This window comes from uncultured Serinicoccus sp., assembly GCF_947487915.1.
Lineage (GTDB): Bacteria > Actinomycetota > Actinomycetes > Actinomycetales > Dermatophilaceae > Ornithinicoccus.
The window spans coordinates 191949-210126 of sequence record NZ_CANKYH010000005.1 but is presented as its reverse complement, the minus strand read 5'-3'; the positions used below and the strand labels follow the sequence as shown (position 1 = coordinate 210126).

General features: G+C 74.1%; 15 protein-coding genes and 1 pseudogene. 14 read left to right on the top strand and 2 right to left on the bottom strand.

Annotated elements, in window-relative coordinates:
• Positions 1-4: 4 nt before the first annotated feature.
• From Q0795_RS08115 to Q0795_RS08065, 11 genes are all read left to right on the top strand, one after another.
• Positions 5-940 (top strand): type II secretion system F family protein, encoded by a 936-nt coding sequence (locus tag Q0795_RS08115; RefSeq protein WP_298888665.1) that lies wholly within the window; start codon positions 5-7, stop codon positions 938-940.
• Positions 941-1042: 102 nt separating this feature from the next.
• Entirely contained in the window at positions 1043-1252 is a 210-nt protein-coding gene (locus Q0795_RS08110; protein ID WP_139719341.1) for a hypothetical protein, read from the top strand.
• The gene (locus Q0795_RS08105; protein WP_298888663.1) at positions 1252-1716 is read left to right on the top strand and encodes a TadE/TadG family type IV pilus assembly protein; all 465 of its coding nucleotides are present in this window, start codon (positions 1252-1254) and stop codon (positions 1714-1716) included. Before Q0795_RS08110 ends, Q0795_RS08105 begins: the two co-directional genes overlap by 1 nt.
• A 55-nt stretch (positions 1717-1771) precedes the next feature.
• Positions 1772-2194, top strand: coding sequence for a TadE family protein (locus Q0795_RS08100; RefSeq protein WP_298888661.1), 423 nt, complete (start codon positions 1772-1774; stop codon positions 2192-2194).
• Complete coding sequence (locus tag Q0795_RS08095; protein ID WP_298888659.1) at positions 2191-2784, top strand: Tad domain-containing protein; 594 nt, start codon at positions 2191-2193, stop codon at positions 2782-2784. Before Q0795_RS08100 ends, Q0795_RS08095 begins: the two co-directional genes overlap by 4 nt.
• A gap of 8 nt (positions 2785-2792) precedes the next feature.
• Positions 2793-3539 carry a hypothetical protein gene (locus tag Q0795_RS08090; protein WP_298888657.1) on the top strand — a complete coding sequence of 249 codons (747 nt, stop codon included), beginning with the start codon at positions 2793-2795 and terminating at the stop codon, positions 3537-3539.
• 2 nt (positions 3540-3541) lie between these two features.
• On the top strand, positions 3542-4495 hold the full coding sequence (locus Q0795_RS08085; RefSeq protein ID WP_298888655.1) for a hypothetical protein: 954 nt from the start codon (positions 3542-3544) through the stop codon (positions 4493-4495).
• Between the two features lie 33 nt (positions 4496-4528).
• Positions 4529-7447 (top strand): LysM domain-containing protein, encoded by a 2919-nt coding sequence (locus Q0795_RS08080; RefSeq protein ID WP_298888653.1) that lies wholly within the window; start codon positions 4529-4531, stop codon positions 7445-7447.
• Positions 7448-7451: 4 nt separating this feature from the next.
• Entirely contained in the window at positions 7452-12131 is a 4680-nt protein-coding gene (locus tag Q0795_RS08075; protein WP_298888651.1) for an FtsK/SpoIIIE domain-containing protein, read from the top strand.
• A gap of 215 nt (positions 12132-12346) precedes the next feature.
• Entirely contained in the window at positions 12347-12622 is a 276-nt protein-coding gene (locus Q0795_RS08070) for a WXG100 family type VII secretion target (protein ID WP_058891933.1), read from the top strand.
• Positions 12623-12750: 128 nt separating this feature from the next.
• Positions 12751-13959 carry an ATP-binding protein gene (locus tag Q0795_RS08065; RefSeq protein ID WP_298888649.1) on the top strand — a complete coding sequence of 403 codons (1209 nt, stop codon included), beginning with the start codon at positions 12751-12753 and terminating at the stop codon, positions 13957-13959.
• Between the two features lie 37 nt (positions 13960-13996).
• On the opposite strand, the gene Q0795_RS08060 is transcribed toward Q0795_RS08065, so the two are convergent.
• On the bottom strand, positions 13997-14923 hold the full coding sequence (locus Q0795_RS08060) for an aldo/keto reductase (protein ID WP_298888647.1): 927 nt from the start codon (positions 14921-14923) through the stop codon (positions 13997-13999).
• A gap of 130 nt (positions 14924-15053) precedes the next feature.
• Here Q0795_RS08060 and Q0795_RS08055 point away from each other — a divergent pair.
• The 3 genes and pseudogenes from Q0795_RS08055 to Q0795_RS08045 all read left to right on the top strand — a co-directional run.
• Positions 15054-15698: pseudogene (locus Q0795_RS08055) on the top strand (Type 1 glutamine amidotransferase-like domain-containing protein); the annotation flags it as partial.
• A 153-nt stretch (positions 15699-15851) separates the two neighbouring features.
• Complete coding sequence (locus tag Q0795_RS08050) at positions 15852-16502, top strand: DinB family protein (RefSeq protein ID WP_298888841.1); 651 nt, start codon at positions 15852-15854, stop codon at positions 16500-16502.
• A gap of 171 nt (positions 16503-16673) precedes the next feature.
• Positions 16674-17540 (top strand): transglycosylase family protein, encoded by an 867-nt coding sequence (locus tag Q0795_RS08045; RefSeq protein ID WP_298888645.1) that lies wholly within the window; start codon positions 16674-16676, stop codon positions 17538-17540.
• Between the two features lie 97 nt (positions 17541-17637).
• Here the strand turns inward: Q0795_RS08045 and Q0795_RS08040 are convergent, their stop codons facing one another.
• The gene (locus Q0795_RS08040; RefSeq protein WP_298888643.1) at positions 17638-18144 is read right to left on the bottom strand and encodes a hypothetical protein; all 507 of its coding nucleotides are present in this window, start codon (positions 18142-18144) and stop codon (positions 17638-17640) included.
• Between the last annotated feature and the right edge of the window lie 34 nt (positions 18145-18178).

Sequence of the window (18178 nt, the reverse complement as noted above, 5' to 3'; positions counted from 1 at the left end):
CTCGATGGTCTGGCCCATGCTGGCCGGGGGTCTCGTCGGCCTGGGTGTCTACCTCTTCATCCGCATGCTGCTGCGGCCGCGGCCCGGCGTGGCCACCCTGGTGGCCCGCATCGACGCCGGCTCGCGCTCGATGCAGACCCACACGCTGTCGGAGTACGACACGTCGTTCGCCGACATGAGCAGCCGGGGTCGTTCGGTCATGACCGGCCTCGCGGACCGCTTCGAGGTGCTGGCCGCCCAGCGTGGCTGGCAGATGAGCCGCCACCGCGCCGACCTCACCATCCTCAACCGCAGCGTCGGTGCCATGCTGGCGCTCAAGGTCGTGAGCGGCACGATGCTGCTCCTCGTGGGGCCCCTGGTGTGGGGGGCGCTGCGCCTCGGTGGCCTCGACATCGGCCCGTCCATGCCCCTCGGGCTGGGGCTCCTGCTGGGCCTGCTCGGCTTCTTCCTGCCCGACCTGTCGTTGCGGGCCGAGGCCGAGCAGCGGCGCCGGGAGTTCCGGCGGACGGTGGGGATCTTCCTCGACCTGGTGGCCATGAACCTCGCCGGTGGACGCGGCCTGCCCGAGGCGCTCCTCGCGGCCTCCTCGGTGAGCGACCACTGGTCCGTGGTCCGGATCCGGCAGACCTTGGCCAACGCGCGCCTCTTCGGCACCACGCCGTGGGAGGCGCTGGGGCGGCTGGGCAAGGACATCGGCCTGGAGGAGCTGGAGAGCCTGTCCGGCGCGCTGGTCCTCGCCGCCGACGACGGGGCCAAGATCCGGCAGTCCCTCACCGCCCGCGCCACCACCATGCGGCGCAAGGCGCTGTCCGAGGCCGAGGGGGACGAGGGGGAGCGCTCCCAGTCCATGCTCATCGCCCAGATGCTGCTCGTCGTCGCGTTCCTGGTCTACCTCGCCTACCCGGCCCTGGTCGCGCTCATGACCGAGCAGGCGATCTGAGGGAACCTCCGACCGACTGGCGTCGTCTGGGTAGGTGTGCAACTATCCTGAGTTGCGACCCCGGTTTCTCGCCGGGGTCAAGACCATGACCGAGGGGTGTCCATGAAATCGATGAGAGCGTATGCGCTGCGTGTCCGGCGCGACCTGATCGCCCAGAAGGACCGTGGGGCGTCCGCACTGGAGTGGGCGCTCATCGCGGCGGTGGTCGTCGTCGCGGCGGCCCTCATCGGGGCGGCCGTCTACAACGTCATCGCCACGCGGGCCGCGCAGGTCGAGTCGTGCGGCAACGTGGGGCCGGGCGGCACCTGCTGATGCCCCTCCGCCGTCGCCCGCAGGTGCGGACGCGGCGGGAGGCCCGTAGGGGCGTCGACCGCGGTAGCTCGGCCCTGGAGCTGGCGATCGTGGCGCCGGTCCTGCTCTCGTTGATCTTCTTCAGCCTGCAGGCGGCGTTCTTCTTCTACGGCCGGGCCGCCGCCACGCACGCGGCCCGGGAGGGGGTGTCCATGCTCCGCCTCGCCGAGGACCGCTCCGACTACGCCGCGCTGGAGCCCGACGCGCTCGCCCGCACCGAGCGCTTCGCCGCCAACGTCGGCGGCCCGGGCCTCGTGGAGCCCGAGGTGGGGAGCTCCTACGTCGAGGAGGGCGACGGCACCGCCCGGGTGACGGTGACGGTGAGCGGGCGCGTCATCACGCTCGTGCCGGGGCTGCGGCTGACCGCCACGGCCGACGCCTCCGGGACGGTGGAGCGCTTCCTCGAGCCCGAGCTGGCGCCCTGACCCACCCCCCTCCAGAGACCACCGACTGCAGAGCACACACCGAGACGAGGACGACATGGGACGGCATACCGCCACCCGGGAGCGCGGGTCCATCGCGCTCGAGTTCGCCTTCGCCGCGCCCATCGTGCTCCTCATGCTCGCCCTGGCCTGGACCTTCGGCCGGGTCGCCTGGGCCAACGGTCACCTCGAGGCCGGTACCCGCGACGCCGCCCGGGTCGCCACCCAGGCCCGGTCGATGCCGGAGGCGCGCAGCAGCGCGATGGCGGTGCTCCGGGAGAACACCCGGGCGATCGAGGGGTGCCCGGCGAGCCTCACGGTGCAGATCACCGGCGACTTCGAGCCCGGCTCGACCCTGACCGTCCAGGCCAGCTGCAGCTACTCCCTGTCCGACATCGGTATGCCCGGCGCGCCCGGGAGCGTCTCTCCCTCCTCCTCCTTCGCCTCCGTCGTGGACCAGTACCGCGGGGTGGACCCGTGAGCCGGCTCGCGCAGGTGCTGCGCGCCGGCCGGGAGCGGGGGTCGATCCTCCCGGTGATCCCGGTGGTGGCCCTGTCCCTGCTGCTCATCGCCGGGCTGGTCATCGACGCCTCGCGCCAGCTCAATGCCCGCAGCCAGGCGGTCGCCTACGCCGAGGAGGCCGCACGGGCCGGTGCCCAGGCCGTCGAGCCCGAGCCGCCGGCCACCCTGGACCCGCAGCAGGCCAGACGCAACGTCGGGGACTACTGCGCCCAGGTGCTGCAGCGCAGCGCCGTGACCAGCTGCGGTGTTACCGACATCGAGCCGGCCGAGGACAGCCCGCGCCCCTACACCATGGTCGTGCGGGTGGAGACGCAGATCCCGACGACCCTGCTGGGCATGGTGGGCGTGCGCAGCCTCAGCGCCTCCGGCGTCGGGCGCGCCGAGCCCGTGGCCGGGGAGCTGCTGCCGCCGCCGGAGCCCGAGCCCGACCCGGGTCCGGATCCTGGACCCGAGCCCGGACCTCCCGACCCCGAGCCCGGACCGCCCGACCCCGACCCCGAGCCCGGACCGCCCGACCCCGACCCTGAGCCCGGACCCCCCGCTCCCTGAGGACCACGATGACGACGACGACCTCCCCGTCGAGGACCGATCCTGCCCGCGCCCGGCTGCTGGCCGGCTGCGCGCTCCCGCTCCTGCTGGGAGCCTGCGGCACCTCGAGCGACGTGCCGGAGAGCTCCCCGACGGCCCTGTCCTCCGACGACGCGGCCGCCGGGACGGACGAGCCGACCACCGAGGAGGCCGCGCCCACCTCTGAGGAGACCTCGGAGGAGCAGCAGTCCCCGGAGGAGGAGCAGTCCTCGGGTGAGGCTGCTGAGGACCGGCCGGACACGTGGGCCACCTTCACCGCGGAGCCGCCCCCGCTCGTCGTCGAGGAGGGCGAGCTCGACGAGGACCCCCGCGTCCTGGCCATCGAGCGCTTCAACGAGGCGTTCGCCCGCGCGGCGACGGCCGACGACCCCCGCGACGAGGGCTGGCTCGCCACCCTCGACGAGGCCGGCCACGAAGGTCTCGTGGAGGTCTTCGAGGAGGAGTTCGGTCGCGCCTACCCCGGCCCGCTGCCCTTCACCCCCCTGCAGGTCACCGAGCTGGAGGACGGGACATGGTCGGTCCAAGGATGTATGGTGACGGACGGGTTCTCGGCCGATCCCTCGCGCTCGGACGACGGCATGACGGGTCTGGAGGTGTCGTCGATCGAGTACTCGCTCGTGGACGACCCGGGCGCGGAGGGGGACTATCTCGTCGAGGCGCTGTACTCCGGCACCATCAACTGCTCGACCACCGAGGTGGAGACACGATCATGGTAAGCATGCCCGCCCTGCGCTCGCGCGGCGCCGCGGCCGCCCTGGCCGGTGCCCTCGTGCTCACGACCGTGCCTCCTGTGGCCCAGGCCGGGGTCAACACCGAGCCGCGTGAGGGTCAACCGGTGGTGTGGCCCTCCGAGAACCGCACGCGGATCAAGACCTACCAGACCGGTGGCGGGGCGTGCTCGCTCATCGCCTCGCCCAACTCGGTGGGCGGGGTGTGCGTCTCGGCCAACGCCTCGGACGGGCCCAGCATCCGCGAGGTGCTCAAGGGGGACGACCTGCCGGACTGCTGGCACGAGCGGCTGACCGCGGACGAGCTGCGCGACACCGAGCTGCCGGCGCCGCCGGAGGGCACGCACTACTACTGGCACCGCTGCCTGCGCGGCATCGACCGCAAGACCTTCGACATCGAGCCGGGCGGTCTGTTCTTCGCCGTCGGCATCTGGATCTACGAGCCCGACGACCCGGAGCTCACCGAGCTCACCCCCAACCAGCAGGCCTTCATCGACCGTTTCGTGCGCCGCGGCAACGTGCCCGACCCGGTCATGCTCTCCTCGCCCAGCGCTGTGCCGTGGGTCAACGACGACGTCGCCTTCTACAACGCGGGCGAGGACGAGCTGCACGTCGACCTGTCCATCCCGGGGGTCGAGATGCGGGGCCGCATCACCGAGCTGCTCGTCTACCCCGAGGGCCGAGGGGGGCCGGTCGTGCGCTGCCCCGGCGGTGGTCGCGAGGTCGAGGCGGACGACACGCCGCGGACCGTCCCCGACGCCTGCTGGCACGCCTACGAGCAGGCCAGCCAGACCCAGCCGGACGACGCCTACCAGGGTGAGATCCACGCCCAGTGGCAGATCGACGCGCGCATCCAGGGCGAGTGGCAGCCCTTCCACTCCTTCGTCAAGAGCGGCGAGGGACTCATGCAGGTCAACGAGGTCCAGGCCCTGGTCCGCCCGTGACCTGAGCCGACAGCGATCCGGGGAGGATCACCGATGAGCACCACCACACCCAGGCGTCCCAGGTCGGGGCGCACCCCGTCGGCGGGCTTCCAGCCGCGGACGGCGGCCGACCACCTTCCCCGCCCGGAGCAGACCGAGCGGTCCGTCCCCCGGGGGCTGGCTGCCCTGCTGGGGCTGCTGGTGCTCGTCGTCGGGGTGCCGGTGGGCCTCGTGCTCCTCGTCGGCAACCCGCTGCCGACCGCCGCGCCGAGCCTCGACTGGCTGACCGCCCCGGTGACCGCCGAGGCGCTCATCAACATCGTGGCGGTGCTGGTGTGGCTCGTGTGGGCCCACTTCGTCGTCTGCCTCCTCGCCGAGTGGCGGGCCGTGCGCGCCGGACGGCTGCCCGGGATGGTGCCGGCGGGGGCCGGGTCCCAGCTCCTCGCCCGCCGTCTCATCGCCGGCGTCCTCCTCCTGGCCGGGTCGGCGACCATGACCGGTCAGGCACCCGGACAGTCCGGGGCCCCGGCGGCCTCCGTGGTGAGCACCGCGCAGGCCGGCGCCGCCGCCGAGCAGGGAGCGACGGGCGGGGTCGGCGTCGGGGAGGCCGGGGCGCAGGAACGCTCCGCCTCCGCCGCCTCCACCGCGTCCGGCGCCGGCGCCGAGGCGAAGGCCGAGGCCGCGTCCTCCACCGTCACCAAGTTCTACGAGGTCAAGCCGCCGTCCGGCCGCCACCACGACACCCTCTGGGACATCGCCGACCGGACGCTGGGGGACCCCTACCGCTACAAGGAGCTCTACCAGCTCAACCAGGGCCGGACGCAGCCCGACGGACGCAAGCTGCAGGAGGCCGACCTCATCCAGCCGGGCTGGCAGCTGGTCATGCCGGCCGACGCGACCGGCCCCGACATCACCTCGGTGCGCACCCAGGCGCCGGCCGCGGCGCCCACGCCGGGCCCGGAGGCCAGCCAGGCCGTCCTCGACGACCTGGGCGGACGCACGGCAGACGTCACCGCGCAGGCCGCGGGAGAGGCCGGCTCCGGCGCGGCCGACCGGGCGGCCGACCTCGCCGTCCCCGCCGTCGGCGGGGCCTCGGGGGACGCCGCGCCCGCCGCCGCGACCGAGGGTGGCGGGGCCGATCAGGTCCCGTTGGGCGACCTCGCCCTCGGTGGCGGCATGGTGCTGGCCGGCCTCGCCCTGGCGCTCTCCACCCGCCGCGGGGCCTACGGCGACCCCGGCGCGCCCGAGCAGGCCCTCCGGCTCGCGGCCGACGGCGGACGGGCCGAGCTGCTCGACCGGGGCCTGCGGGTGCTGGCGGCCGGGCGCCGCGAGCAGGGCCTCGACCTGCCGGACGCCGCCGCGGTCTACGTCGGGGACGAGCAGCTCGTCGTCCACCTCGCGGGAGCCGCCGACCACCCCGGACCCCCCGCGCCCTGGCAGCAGACCGAGGAGGGCGGCGTCTGGGTGCTGCGCGCGGGCGACCTGGACGGTCACCCCGTGACCGGACCGGCGCCCTGGCCGGCCCTCGTCAACGTGGCCCGGTCCCACGGCTTCGACCTGCTCGTCGACCTGGAGTACGCCCCCGGCCTGGTGAGCGTCGGTGGCGACCCGCAGGTCGCCCGAGAGGTCGCCCTGTCCACCGTCGTGGACCTCGTGACCCACCCGTGGTCCGACGGGGCCCGGGCGACGCTCGTCGGCTTCGCCGGGAGCGGCACCGAGGCGCTGGCCGACCTCGCCCCCGGACGCATCCACCAGGTCCGCTCGATCGAGGAGGCGCTGGAGGTCGGACGTCGCGACGTGGAGGCCCACCGCTCGCGGCTGCGCGGGCTCGGGGTCGACGGGGTGCTCGCGGGGCGTTCGGCCGGTGCAGGCCAGGACCTGCGACCGCACGTCATCGTCCTGTCCGGCAGCCCGGGCCCGCAGGAGGCACAGCAGCTGACCGAGCTGCTCGCCGCAGGCCGCAGCGGGCTGGCGGTCCTCTGCGTGGGCCAGACCCTGTCCGCGCGCTGGCGGTTCGTCGTCGACGGCTCGGGGCAGCTCGACCTGGGCGTGCTGGGGCTGTCGGGCACGGCCCGTCGACTGCGCCACGGCGACCTGGACCGGATCGCCGGGTGGGTGCGCGAGGCCGCCGAGGACGGTGCCGAGGCCGCCGCCCGCACCGCCGCGCTGGGCCCCCTGGACGCCGTCGCGACGCTGCCCGCGCAGCGACGCCCCGTCGCGGAGGCCGCCCCGATGTCGGACCGGCAGGCGGCCCTCGCCCACGTCGGGCTCCTCGGCCCGGTGCTCGTCCAGGCCCCCGGCCACGTCGCGCCGGCCCGGGAGGAGCTGCTGACCGAGCTGGTCACCCTGGTGGCGCTGCACCCGGAGGGGGTGCACGACGCGGTCCTGCGCATCTCCCTGTGGCCCCGCGGGGTCGAGGACGACGTGGTGGAGGCCACCTTGGCCTCGGCCACGCAGTGGCTCGGCACGGGCAGCGACGGGACCCCGTTGCTGGACCGCGACGAGGCCGGCCGCTGGCGTCTCGGACCGGAGGTGCACGTCGACTGGCTGGAGCTGACGGCCCTGGCCGGGCGGCGCGACACGCCGCCGCGCGACCTGGCGCAGGTCCTGGGTCAGGCCCGCGGGCCGGCCTTCTCCGGCACCCCCGGCACCCGCTACGGCTGGTTGGCCTTCCACCAGGCGGCCCGGGACGCCCGCGTCGTCATCACCGCCGTGGCCCGGCACACCGCCTCGACCCTCGCCGGCTCCGGCGACCGGCCGGCCGCCGAGCAGGCCCTGCGTGACGGTCTGACCCTGGTGCCGCAGGCCCAGGCCCTGTGGCGCGACCTGCTGCGCCTCCTCGGCGGGTCGGACCCCGACCACGCGGCCGGTGTGACCAGGGAGATGACGGCCGCCCTGGGCGACGCCGCCCTGGAGCCGGAGACCGTGTCCCTCGTCCAGCACCTCAGCCCGGACCTGCGCGAGCTCGGGTGAGCCGGTGCGGCTGCTGATCACGGCGATCGCCGCGGCCGAGGGCCCCTCGGACCCGCTGGACCTCGTCGTCGACACCGAGGACGACGCCACCGTCGGCGACCTCGCCCTGGCCCTGGCCCGCCGGGTGGCCGACACCACGGCGCGCGGGCGCCCGTTCGCCGCGCTGGGGGCGGGCGGGGGTGCCGAGGCCCAGGTCCCGCAGCTGCGCGTCGTGCGGAACGAGGACGGACCCTCCTCGGCCCCGGTCGCGCTCGCCGACCGGGAGCGGGACGCCGTGCCCGCGCCCGCGCTCTACGTGGGTGACCGGCGGCTCGACCCGGGTATGCCGCTGACCGCCAGCCCGGTACGTCACGGCTCCGTGGTCGGCGTCGGCGGGTCGGTGGGCGACCTCCTGGCCGAGCCGCGCGGGACGGTGGAGGTCCGGATCTCCTCCGGTCCCGGGGCGGGCACGGTGGCCCGGCTCAGCACCGGTGAGCACGTGGTCGGCAGCACGGTGCACGCCGCGGTGGCCATGCCCCCGGTGGGTCTGCCCGAGGTCTGTCTGACCGTGCAGGTGCGGCCCGACGGCACGGTCGTCCTCGACCCGGACCCGGACCTGCTGGGGGTGCTGCAGCAGCCGGTGTGGCGCAGCCGGCCGTTGCCGGGCCCGATCGTGCTCGACGCCGAGGCCGAGATCCAGCAGCGGCGCGCCGGTGAGAGCACCTACAGCGAGCTGCCGCCGGGGACCCGGGTCATCAGCGCCGACGCGCCCACGCCCCTGCTGCACATCGACCGTGAGGAGGTGGCGCCGGGCCAGGTGTGGGAGCCGGGGCAGGCCCTCGTGGTGGGCCCCTGCCTGCTCGAGCTCACCGTGCCGACGGCGCCCGACGCCTCGCTGTCGCTCAGCCCGCAGGGCGCCACCCTGGACTACAACCGGCCGCCGCGGCTGCTGCCGGCCGCCCGGCAGACCGAGTTCACCCTGCCCAACGAGCCACGGCGGCCGCTGGGCCAGCAGATCCCCTGGGCCTTCATCTTCCTGCCGGCCTTCGCCGGCCTGGCGATGTACCTCATCACCGGACGCCTCTACACCCTCATCTTCATCGCGTTGACGCCGCTCATGGCCATCTCCAACTGGGTGAGCGGCCGGTCGCAGGAGCGCAAGCGCTACCGCAACGACTTCGCCGAGTACACCGCCCGGATGCGGAAGGTGCAGCAGAGCGCCCTCGCCGGTCTCTCCGACGAGCGGTCCGCCCGGCGACGCGACTTCGCGGACCCCGGGGAGGTGCTCATGACCGCCATCGGGCCCCGGCGCCGGCTGTGGGAGCGGCGCCGCAGCGACCCGGACTGGCTGGTCGCCCGCTTCGGCACGGCCGACCAGGTGTCCTCGGTGACGGTGAAGTCCAACGCCCGTGAGGAGCACGAGGGGGACCTGGCGTGGACCGCCCCCGACGTGCCGGTCACCGTGAGCCTGCTGGAGGCCGGCGTCACCGGCCTGGCCGGTCCGGCCCGGCGCGCGGTGGGCCGGTGGGTGGTGGCCCAGCTGGCGGTCCTGCACTCGCCGGTGGACCTCGACATGACGCTGCTCACCTCGGCCGACGGTGAGGCCGACTGGCACTGGACGCGTTGGCTGCCGCACCTGCGCTCCGACGACGGAGACCCCGAGCTGGCCCAGGTCGGGGTGGACGACGAGACCACCGCCCGGCGGATCGCCGAGCTGGTGGCCGAGCTCGAGCGTCGCCTGGAGGTCGCCGACTCGGGCTCGTTCTCGAGCAAGGGCGTGACCTTCCCGCCGCTGCTGGTCGTGCTCGACGGCTCGCGGCGGCTGCGCCTGCTGCCCGGCATGGTGCCGCTGCTGCAGCGCGGGCCCTCGGTCGGGATCACCTTCCTGTGCCTGGACGAGGACGAGCGGCTGCTGCCGGAGGAGTGCCGGGCCGTGGTCCAGGCCGACGAGCCGCTCATGCGGGTCACGGTGAGCGAGCAGTGGGTCATCGAGGGGGTCCGGCCCGACCTGGTCAGCCCGGCGTGGGGGGAGCGGGTGGCGCGGGCGGTGGCCCCGGTGCGGGACGTGTCTGCCGAGGACGCCGCCGCGACGATCCCCACCTCGAGCCGCCTGCTCGACGTGCTCCGGCTCGACCCGCCCACCGCCGCCGCCGTGCAGGAGCGCTGGGTGTCGGTCGGGCGCACCACGCGGGCCGTCATCGGGGAGGGCACGGAGGGCGCGTTCGCCATCGACATGGTCAAGGACGGCCCGCACGGCCTGGTGGCCGGCACCACGGGCTCGGGCAAGTCCGAGCTGCTGCAGACCGTCATCGCCTCGCTCGCGGTGCACAACCGTCCCGACGAGATGACCTTCGTGCTCGTCGACTACAAGGGCGGCGCGGCGTTCAAGGACTGCAACCGGTTGCCGCACACCGTCGGGATGGTGACCGACCTGGACGGCCACCTCACCGGCCGGGCGCTGGAGTCGCTGGGCGCCGAGCTGCGCCGACGCGAGCACCAGCTGGCGGGCGCCGACGCGAAGGACATCGAGGACTACCTCGCGACCAGGGGACCCGAGGACGAGCCGATGCCCCGGTTGCTCATCGTCATCGACGAGTTCGCCGCGCTCGTCGCCGAGCTGCCCGACTTCGTCACCGGGCTGGTCGACATCGCCCGGCGCGGACGCTCCCTGGGGGTGCACCTCATCCTGGCGACGCAGCGGCCGGCAGGGGTGGTGAGCGCCGAGATCAAGTCCAACACCAACCTGCGGATCGCCCTGCGGGTGACCGACTCGGGCGACTCCCAGGACGTCATCGAGGCCCGCGACGCGGCCGAGATCTCCCAGTCGACGCCGGGACGCGGCTACGCCCGGCTCGGCCACTCCAGCCTCATCCCGTTCCAGTCCTCCCGGGTCGGCGGCCGGCCGCGGGGAGAGGGCAGGGCCGCCGAGGTCGAGCTCCGCGGTATGCCGTTCGCCGAGCTCGGGGTCGCGCCGCCGCGGGCGCAGGCCGCGGAGGAGGACGTCTCGGTCCCCACCGACCTCGCCGCCCTGGTGCAGGCCTGCCAGCAGGCGAGCGAGGAGTCGGGGGTGCACGCCCCGGCCAGCCCGTGGCTGCCGGCGCTCGACGACGTGGTGACCCTCGAGCAGGTGCTGGAGCAGTTCCCGGACGCGGTGCCCGAGCCCGGTCGGATGCGGCTGCCGCTGGGGGTCGTCGACCTGCCCGCGCAGCAGCGCCGGGACGTGGCGGCATACAGCCTCGCCACCGGGTCCCACCTGGCGATCGTCGGGGCCGCGCGCACCGGCCGGTCGAGCGCGCTGCGGGTGCTGGCCGGCGCCGTCGCGCGGGACCTGTCGCCCGAGGACGTGCACGTCTACGGTGTCGACTGCGGCAACAACGCCCTGCTGCCGCTGCAGGCCCTCCCGCACGTGGGGGCCGTCGTCCTGCGCGACCAGACCGACCGGATGGAGCGGCTGGTCGGCCGCCTGCGCGCGCTCATCAGCGAGCGTCAGCAGCTGCTGGCGCAGGCGGGGTACGCCGATGTCGCCGAGCAGCGGTCGGCGGTGGCGCAGGAGGAGCGCCTCCCCTACGTGCTCGTCCTCCTCGACCGCTGGGAGGGCTTCTTCCAGGTCTACGACTCCCTCGACGGTGGTCGGCTGGTGGCGGCCTTCCAGCAGATCCTCCAGGAGGGTGCCGCCGTCGGGGTGCGGGTCGTCATGACCGGTGACCGCTCCGTGGTCATGGGCCGCATGGGCACGCTGCTGGACGACAAGATCATGATGCGCATGACCGACCCCAGCGACTTCTCCAACATCGGCATGCCGGCCAAGAAGGTCCCCGAGCGGATGCCGGAGGGGCGTGGCTTCCGGGCCGAGGGGCTCCGCGAGACGCAGTTCGCGCTGCTGGCCGACGACCCGGCCGGGACCGCGCAGGTGCGCGCCCTGCAGGCGCTCGGCAAGGCCGCCACGCAGCGGTATGCCGACCTGCCGCGCTCGCGCCGGCCGTTCCACGTCGACCTGCTGCCGGTCCGGTTCACCGCTCAGGAGGCGCACCGGCTGCGCGAGGAGGAGCAGGCGCAGGGACTCACCGTCCCCGACACCGCGCTGGCCGTCGCCGTGGGCGGCGACACCCTCGGCCTGCGCCACCTCGACGCGGTCGAGCACGGTCCCGCCGTGCTGGTCACCGGCCCCCGCCGCAGCGGGCGCTCCACCGTCCTGCGCCAGCTCGCCGACGAGGCGCTGCGGGCACGGTGCCAGGTGGCTCTGGTCACGCCGCGCAAGAGCCCGCTGCGCGAGCTCGCCGGGTCGCCGGGGGTGCACGGACCCTGGGACCTGGGCAGCGACCAGAGCGAGGTGACCGAGCAGCTCACCGCCCTGGTGGCAGGGGAGGACCCCCTGGTCGTGCTCGTCGACGACACCGAGCTGGTCGGGTCGGACGGGTGGCTGGCCGAGGCCCTCGTCAAGGCCATCGAGCAGATGCGGGACTCCGACAGCATGCTCGTGGGAGCCGGCACGGCCTCGGACATGCAGAGCCACTACCGCGGCCCGTCCGCAGTGCTGAAGAAGGCCGGCACCGGTGTCCTGCTCAACCCGCAGTCCAGCGCCGACGCCGACCTCTTCGGCGCCCGCCTCAACCGCTCCGCCTACGGGCAGTCCCTGCCCCCGGGTGGCGGCTACCTCGTCGTGGCCGGCCAGGCGGAGCGCGTGCAGGTCGTCTGGCCCGGCTGAGGCGGGAAGGGAGAGCCCCGCCGTCCCCGGGAGCAGGACCGGATGTCGATCGGCAGGATGCTGCCGATGTCCGAGTTTGGCGCGAAGATGACGTCGACAGGGTGGACACGGCGTCCGGGTCTGCCTAGGGTGAGGAAAGGCCGCACCGCCGAGGGGTTTCATGGGGGATGCGGTCGGGACCATTTCCACGAACCCTCGGAAGGGGAGTACTACTCATGGCCGTTGGTGGTGAACTCGCGACTCTGCGAGACCTGCACAAGACGCTCGACACCTCCGCCCTGGACATCCAGCGGGTGTCTGAGGACATCGACAAGTCGCTCAACAGCACCGTCTGGACCGGTGCCAACTCGGAGAAGTTCAAGGACGCCTGGCAGACGTTCAAGCCGACACTGACCCCCAAGCTGGTCGACGCGCTCAACGAGGCCAAGGAAGACATCAAGACGCAGCACAACAACCTGGCCGCCGCCACCGGCGAGTCGGACCGCATCTGAGTCATCCGCCGACAGGGGCCGGGGAGCGCGCGGCGCCCCCCGGCCCCTGTCGTCTGCCCGCGAGGTCGACGATGACCTTGTCTGCGTGTCTCTGACAGATGCGCTAGAGAACGGCATACAGTCCCATCGTGGACCCCATCCGTAATCCTTACGCCCCCGGCGCCGGCCAACGGCCCCCCGAGCTCGCCGGTCGCGACGAGCAGCTCGACCGCTTCCGCGTGGTGCTCGAGCGCATCCAGCGCGGCCGCCCCGAACGCTCCATGGTGCTCACCGGCCTGCGCGGCGTCGGCAAGACGGTGCTGCTCAACGCGCTGCGCGGGGCGGCCGTGCGCTCCCGGTGGGGGACGGGCAAGTACGAGGCGCGCCCGGAGCAGGGGATGCGCCGACCCATGGCGGCGGCGCTGCACGTGGCGGTGCGCGAGCTCGGGCACCCGCAGGGTGACGAGGTCGACCACGTGCTCGGCGTCATCAAGGCGTTCGCCCAGAAGCACCAGCCGGGTGCCAAGCTGCGGGACCGGTGGAACCCCGGCATCGAGGTCGCCGCGGTCACCGGGCGCGCCGACTCCGGCGACATCGAGATCGACCTCGTCGAGCTGCTCTCCGACGTCGGAGGGCTCGCGGCGGACGTCGGGAAGGGCGTGGGCGTCTTCATCGACGAGATGCAGGACCTGCAGCCCGACGACGTGTCGGCCATCTGCGCCGCCTGCCACGAGCTGAGCCAGTCGGCGCTGCCGGTCATCGTCGTGGGCGCCGGGCTGCCCCACCTGCCCGCGGTGCTGTCGGCGAGCAAGTCCTACTCCGAGCGGCTCTTCCGCTACACCCGCATCGACCGGCTCTCGCGGGAGCAGGCCGAGCGAGCGCTGCAGCTGCCCGCGCAGGACGAGGACGCCACGTGGTCGCCGGAGGCGCTGTCGGCGATGTATGCCGCCACCGGCGGCTACCCCTACTTCCTGCAGGCATACGGCAAGGAGGTGTGGGACCTCGCGCCGGAGTCCCCCATCACCGCCGAGGACGTGCGGGTGGCGGGCCCGGAGGCCGAGGCCGAGCTGGCGGTCGGCTTCTTCGGCAGCCGCTACGAGCGGGCCACCCCGGGGGAGCGGGAGTACCTCCGGGCGATGGCCGACCTCGCCGCGCAGCGGGTGGAGACGGGGGAGGAGGTCGACGAGATCGAGTCGGTCGCGACGGCCGACATCGCCAGCCACCTGGGCCGCAAGCCGCAGTCGCTGTCGCCGCCGCGGGACGCGCTGCTCAAGAAGGGCCTCATCTACTCCGGGGAGCGCGGGCGCATCGCCTTCACGGTGCCGCACTTCGGCCGCTACCTGCGCGAGAACACCTGAGCCGCCCGCGCAGGGGCCGCGCTCCGGCCCCGGCGCCTCACCGGCCGCTCGTCCGGCGCGAGCGCAGCGCGCCGCGGGCCAGGGCCAGCAGCGAGCGCAGGTCGCGCTGCCCGCCGTAGATCGTCATCGCCCGGTGCTCGCCGTAGTCCGCGATCTGCTCGACGGCCCGCAGCAGGTCCATGTCCTCCTCGGTGATGGTGAAGTCGACCTCGGTGTTGGCCTGCAGGTGCGCCGGGTCGGCCGACTTCGGCAGCGGCACCAGCCCGAGCTGCAGGCAGTAGCGGATGGACAGCTGCGGCACGCTCACGGCATACCGCTGCGCGACCCGCGCGACTTCCTCGTTCCTCAGCAGCTCGCCGTGCGCGACCGGCGAGTAGGCCTCGACGAGGATGCCGCGGTCCTGGCAGTAGCGGATGAGCTCGTGCGGGGTGTTGCTGATGTGCGCCAGCACCTGGTTGACCATGGGCGCGACGGTGCACCCCTCGAGGATGTTGTCGACATCGGCGACCTCGAAGTTCGACAGCCCGATCGCCCGCACCTTCCCGGCCGCGAGCGCCTCCTCCAGCGCCCGCCAGACCTCGCGGTTCTCCTCGAGGTAGCGCTCCGCGCCACCGAACCTGCGCCAGGGCGTCGGGCTGTGCACGAGGACGAGATCCAGGTGGTCCAGCCCGGTCCGGCGCAGCGAGGAGTCGATGCCGTCCCGGGCCGCGTCGTGGGTCTTCGCCCCGGCGTCGACCTTGGTCGTGACAAAGACCTCGTCCCGCGGCACGCCGCTGCCGCGCACCGCCCTGCCCACGCCCTGCTCGTTGCGGTAGGCGGGGGCCGTGTCGACGTGCCGGTAACCGAGGCGGAGCGCCTCGCCGACCGCCGGCACGACGTCCGTGTCGCTGATGAACCAGGTGCCGAGCCCGAGCCGGGGGATGGTGACCCCGTTGGCCAGGGTGGACGTCTCCTGCAGGATCATGCGTCTCGCCTCCTTCGGGCCGGTGCGCGGTCGGTGCGGACGGGTCTACTCTTCCTCATGCCGGCACGCGCCGTCGGTCGGACCGACCGGGTGCCTGCGGCATCCTCGGTGGCGCGGCGAAGGGACCGGTATGAAGCTCCTGCTCACCTCGGGCGGGGTCACCAACCCCAGCATCGAGCGGGCCCTCGTCTCCCTCCTCGGCAAACCCGTCGCGGAGTCGAGCGCGCTGGCGATCCCGACCGCGACCTACGGGCACCCGATGTGCGACCCCGGGAACGCCTGGCGCTTCCTCTCCGGAGAGTCTCCGTCTCCGATGTGCGACCTGGGGTGGGCCTCGCTCGGCGTGCTCGAGCTCACCGCGCTGCCCAGCCTGCCCCGCCAGCGCTGGGTGCCCTGGGTCGAGCAGGCGGACGCGCTGCTGGTGGACGGCGGTGACGCGACCTACCTCGCCCACTGGATGCGCGTGTCCGGGCTCGCCGACCTGCTGCCGACGCTGACGGACACCGTGTGGGTCGGGCTGAGCGCGGGCAGCATGGTCCTGACCCCCCGGATCGGTGAGCCGTTCGTCACCTGGCGTCCTGACGGCTGGAGCGACCGGACCCTGGGCGTCGTCGACTTCTCGATCTACCCGCACGTCGGGATGAACCCGATGGAGGGAGCCGACCGGTGGGTGGCGCCGCTGGGCGTGCCCGCCTACGCCCTGGACGACCAGAGCGCGGTCCAGGTGGTCGACGGCGAGGTGACGGTCGTCTCCGAGGGGGTCTGGCGGCACCTGCCCGCGGTCGACGGTGCGCGCGGGGACGAGCGGAGGCGCGAGGGGGACCACGGGGCGACCCCGGTGCCGGAGGAGCCGTCCGCCCCGCGCGAGTTCCGGGGGCAGGACCTGAGCGGAGCCCGCTTCGTCGGGTGCTCGCTGTCCGGTGCCGTGATGCGCGCCGTCGACGTCGACGGCGTCGAGATCGACGCCCCCTGGCTGCTGGAGGGCGAGGGGACGCTGCTGGTCAACGGGGTCGATGTCGCGCCGCTGGTCGACGCCGAGCTCGACCGGCGCTTCCCCGGCCGGGAGTTGCGCCGGGCCGCGGACCCGGACGGGCTCCGGGCGGCGTGGGCCGCGCTGGAGACCGCCTGGGCGGGGGCGGTCGCCCGTGCCGAGGGGATGCCGCCCGGCACCGTCGACGTCAGCGTCGCCGGGGAGTGGAGCGTCGCCCAGACGCTGCGCCACCTCGTCATGGCGACCGACACCTGGCTGCGCGGGGCCGTGCTCGGCCTGCCCGCCCCGTACCACCCGATCGGTCAGCCGAACGCCGAGTACGCCCTGGACGGGCACGACCCCTCGGTCTTCCACGAGACCGACCCGAGCTGGGAGCGGGTGCTGCAGGTCCGGGCCGAGCGGGTGGCGATGGTCCGCGCCCACCTCGCCACGGTCACGGCGGACGACCTCGAGGTGCCGCGCCGCAACCCGTGGGCACCGGCATACCCCGAGTCGACGCTCTCGTGCCTGCGCACGATCGTCGAGGAGGAGTGGGAGCACCTGCGGTTCGCGCAGCGCGACCTCGACGTCATCGACGCCAGGACGTGAGCAGTCTCACGTGCTGAGCCGTCGACGCTGCTCAGCGGGGTGTGCGGCAGCTTCCTGACCGGAGTCTGACCGTGGACAGGTTGCGACGTCCAGGTTGCCCCGTCACGGTGGAGGGGCCGCGGGGGAGCCTGCGGCGGTCCCCCTGTACTCAACTTCCCCTGAGGTTCCACCATGAAGCACCGTGCCATCCGCAAGCCCCGCCTGGGCGCGCTCGCCCTCGCCACCGGCCTCACCGGCCTGACCGGCGTCGTGTCCGCCGGGTCCGCCCAGGCCGCCAGCGGCGAGACCTGGGACGCCGTCGCCCAGTGCGAGTCCGGCGGCAACTGGAGCATCAACACCGGCAACGGCTACTACGGCGGCCTGCAGTTCGTGCAGAGCACCTGGGAGGGCTTCGGCGGCACCGACTACGCGCCGCGCGCCGACCTCGCGACGCGGGCTCAGCAGATCGCGATCGCCGAGAACGTCCTGGCGGTCCAGGGCCCCGGCGCCTGGCCCGTGTGCTCCGTCGAGGCCGGCCTGACCGCCGGTGGCCCCGCTCCGGCGGAGCCCGCCCCGGCCGAGCCCGCGCAGCCCGCCGAGCCCGCCCCGGCCGAGCCGCAGCCCGCGGAGCCCCAGCAGCCGGCCCAGCCCGAGCCCGCGCAGCCCCAGCAGGCGGAGGCGGCCCCGCAGCAGGCCGCGCCGCAGGAGCCGGTGCAGCAGGCCGCCCCCCAGCAGGCGCCGGCCGCCGACCTCGCCGAGCACGTCATCGCCAGCGGGGAGACCACCGCGAAGATCGCGCGCCACCACGGCACCACGGTCACCGAGCTGGTGGGGATCAACGACCTCGCCCACGGCGGCGCGCTGATCTACGCCGGCGACGTCATGCTCGTGCCGGCGGGAGGAACGCCCACGGCCGCGCAGAGCTACACCGTGCAGCACGGTGACACGCTGTCGGAGATCGCCGCGCAGCACGGCACCGACGTGCACACCCTGGCGGCGGCCAACGACCTGGAGGACCCGGACCTCATCATCGCGGGCCAGACCCTGTCGGTCGGCTGACGGAGGGCTGACCCACGCACGGTGGCCCGGACCCCGGCCCGCTCGCTCACGCGACGGGGTCCGGGCCACCGGCATACGCGGGGTCCGGAATCCGGTATCAGGCCGCGCAGGCCTCCTCGAGCTCGGTCTGGGCCGCCTCGGAGTCGGACACGTCGACGTCGGGGATCGCGATGACGTCCTCGGTGCGGGTCCCCTCCTCGACGACGGCGTCGTTGACCTCCTCGAAAGGCGCGTTGATGCGCTCCAGGAGGGCCGCGTGGTCCTCGTCCGCCTCCTCGGCCAGCGTCATGAGACGGCCGGAGAGCAGCGTCACCTCCGAGAAGGCGACCGGGTCGAGGTCGTCGCCGGAACTGACGACGTCGCGCTGGGTGGCCGCGCGCTCCGCGAGCGGGGTCCCCTGGCCGGCGAAGAAGCCCTGGCAGGTCGGGTCCTCCGCGACCTCCATGCCCTCCTCGTCGGACGCCGTCCCGGCGGCGTCCTCGTCGCTGGTGTCCTCGGCGATGGCGTTCTCGGGGATCTCTGCGTCTGCGTCCTCCTCGACCGAGCAGGCGCCGGTGAGGACAGCCAGGCTCATCACGGTGGCCATGGTCAGGGCACGTCGCATCAGATCATTCCTCCTTGCGTGGATGGTCGCCGTC

Excerpts from the sequence above, each read along its gene's own strand:
- Q0795_RS08115 (WP_298888665.1), top strand. The coding sequence starts at position 5 with ATGGTCTGGCCCATGCTGGCCGGGGGTCTCGTCGGCCTGGGTGTCTAC.
- Q0795_RS08110 (WP_139719341.1), top strand. The coding sequence starts at position 1,043 with ATGAAATCGATGAGAGCGTATGCGCTGCGTGTCCGGCGCGACCTGATC.
- Q0795_RS08105 (WP_298888663.1), top strand. The coding sequence starts at position 1,252 with ATGCCCCTCCGCCGTCGCCCGCAGGTGCGGACGCGGCGGGAGGCCCGT.
- Q0795_RS08100 (WP_298888661.1), top strand. The coding sequence starts at position 1,772 with ATGGGACGGCATACCGCCACCCGGGAGCGCGGGTCCATCGCGCTCGAG.
- Q0795_RS08090 (WP_298888657.1), top strand. The coding sequence starts at position 2,793 with ATGACGACGACGACCTCCCCGTCGAGGACCGATCCTGCCCGCGCCCGG.
- Q0795_RS08085 (WP_298888655.1), top strand. The coding sequence starts at position 3,542 with ATGCCCGCCCTGCGCTCGCGCGGCGCCGCGGCCGCCCTGGCCGGTGCC.
- Q0795_RS08080 (WP_298888653.1), top strand. The coding sequence starts at position 4,529 with ATGAGCACCACCACACCCAGGCGTCCCAGGTCGGGGCGCACCCCGTCG.
- Q0795_RS08070 (WP_058891933.1), top strand. The coding sequence starts at position 12,347 with ATGGCCGTTGGTGGTGAACTCGCGACTCTGCGAGACCTGCACAAGACG.
- Q0795_RS08060 (WP_298888647.1), bottom strand. The coding sequence starts at position 14,923 with ATGATCCTGCAGGAGACGTCCACCCTGGCCAACGGGGTCACCATCCCC.
- Q0795_RS08050 (WP_298888841.1), top strand. The coding sequence starts at position 15,852 with ATGCGCGCCGTCGACGTCGACGGCGTCGAGATCGACGCCCCCTGGCTG.
- Q0795_RS08045 (WP_298888645.1), top strand. The coding sequence starts at position 16,674 with ATGAAGCACCGTGCCATCCGCAAGCCCCGCCTGGGCGCGCTCGCCCTC.
- Q0795_RS08040 (WP_298888643.1), bottom strand. The coding sequence starts at position 18,144 with ATGCGACGTGCCCTGACCATGGCCACCGTGATGAGCCTGGCTGTCCTC.